Consider the following 1,939-nt stretch of genomic DNA (forward strand, 5'->3'; position numbering starts at 1 on the left):
AACGTCTTCCGCCGGGCGGATGTCATCGAAACGGCGGAGTGCTGGGAACTCGCGCTAAAGAGCAAGGATCGGCCGAGCGTCCTGGTGCTGTCGCGCCAGAACCTGCCGATGCTGCGTCGGTCGCACAGCGACGAGAACCGCTCCTGCCAGGGCGCTTACATCCTGCGGGAGCCGGCAAGGCACCGCGCCGTCACCCTGATCGCCACCGGCTCGGAGGTCGAGATCGCGGTTGCTGCCGCCGAAAGGCTGGAGACCGAGCATGGCGTCGCCGCCGCCGTCGTGTCGATGCCGTGCTGGGAGCTTTTCGAGGAGCAGGAAAGCGCCACCCGCAAGGCCGTCCTCGGCTCGGCGCCGCGCGTCGCGGTCGAAGCGGCAGCCCGGCTGGGTTGGGACCGCTGGATCGGCGAGACCGGTGCTTTCGTCGGCATGACCGGCTTCGGCGCCAGCGCCCCTGCCCCCGACCTCTACCGGCATTTCAACATAACGTCCGAAGCGGTTGCTGCAGCGGCGCTGAAGCTCATCATCTAGGAGGATTCACAATGGCTCGCATCACCCTTCGCCAGCTTCTCGACCATGCCGCCGAGCACGGCTACGGCGTACCGGCATTCAACATCAACAACATGGAACAGGGCCTCGCCATCATGGAAGCGGCCAAGGCCTGCGACGCGCCTGTCATCATCCAGGCTTCGCGTGGCGCCCGATCCTATGCCAACGACATCATGCTGGCCAAGATGATGGAGGCGCTGACCGAAATCCACCCGACCATCCCGCTATGCATCCATCAAGACCACGGCAACAGCGAGGCCACCTGCCTTTCCGCGATCCGCCACGGCTTCACCTCGGTGATGATGGACGGATCCTTGATGGCGGACGCCAAGACGCCGGCCAGCTACGACTACAACGTCGCCATAACCGAACGCGTCGCACGCATGGCGCATTGGGTCGGCGCTTCCGTCGAAGGCGAACTGGGTGTGCTCGGCTCGCTGGAAACCGGTCAAAGCGAGGCAGAGGATGGCCACGGCGCCGAAGGCGCGCTTTCCCACGACCAGTTGTTGACCGATCCCGATCAGGCGGTCGACTTTGTGACCGCAACCCAGGTCGACGCGCTGGCGATCGCCTGCGGCACCTCGCACGGCGCCTACAAATTCACCCGCAAGCCGGACGGCGACATCCTGGCCATGCAGGTGATCGAGGCGATCCACGAAAAGCTGCCCAACACGCATCTGGTCATGCACGGCTCGTCCTCGGTGCCGCAGGAGTTGCAGGACATCATCAACAGATACGGCGGCGAGATGCCCCAGACCTTTGGCGTTCCGGTCGAGGAGATAGAGCGCGGCATCCGCTACGGCGTGCGCAAGGTCAACATCGACACCGATTGCCGCATGGCCATGGCCGGGCAGTTCCGCCGCGTCGCGACGGAAGACCCGCGCGAGTTCGATCCCCGTAAATTCCTGAAACCCGCCATGGACGCCTTGCGCGACCTTTGCCGGGACCGGTTCGAGCGTTTCGGCACGGCGTCCAACGCCTCGAAGATCAAGGTCATCGCCATGGACGAGATGGCGAAACGTTACGCCGCGGGAAAGCTCGATCCCCATATCGCCACCGCGAAAGCCGCCTGAGCAACAAACAGGAGACCTGTCATGAACAAGATCGACATACTGCCAGCGGGAACGCTCAAGGAAGGCAAGGAACGCTACAAGTCAGGGGTCATCCCCTACAAGAAGATGGGCTACTGGGAGCCTGACTACAGGCCCAAGGAAACCGATCTGATCGCCATGTTCCGGATCACGCCGCAGCCGGGCGTCGACCACGAGGAGGCGGCGGCGGCCATCGCCGGCGAATCCTCCACCGCGACGTGGACCGTGGTGTGGACCGACCGGCTGACCGCTTGCGAACTCTACCGCGCCAAGGCTTTCAGATCCGAGCCGGTGCCGAACAC

General features: G+C 64.4%; 2 protein-coding genes and 1 pseudogene. All 3 read left to right on the plus strand.

Annotated features, from left to right (window positions below; all coding sequences use genetic code 11):
• Positions 1-528: transketolase C-terminal domain-containing protein (locus tag EOC06_RS25480; RefSeq protein WP_281062110.1), on the plus strand; the 528-nt coding region annotated here is incomplete at its 5' end.
• A gap of 11 nt (positions 529-539) precedes the next feature.
• Positions 540-1,619 (plus strand): class II fructose-bisphosphate aldolase, encoded by a 1,080-nt coding sequence (gene fba / locus EOC06_RS25485; protein ID WP_127267899.1) that lies wholly within the window; start codon positions 540-542, stop codon positions 1,617-1,619.
• Positions 1,620-1,640: 21 nt separating this feature from the next.
• Positions 1,641-1,939: pseudogene (rbcL, locus tag EOC06_RS43480) on the plus strand (ribulose-bisphosphate carboxylase large subunit); the annotation flags it as partial.

The organism is Mesorhizobium sp. M7A.F.Ca.MR.362.00.0.0 (assembly GCF_004023175.1).
Lineage (GTDB): Bacteria > Pseudomonadota > Alphaproteobacteria > Rhizobiales > Rhizobiaceae > Mesorhizobium.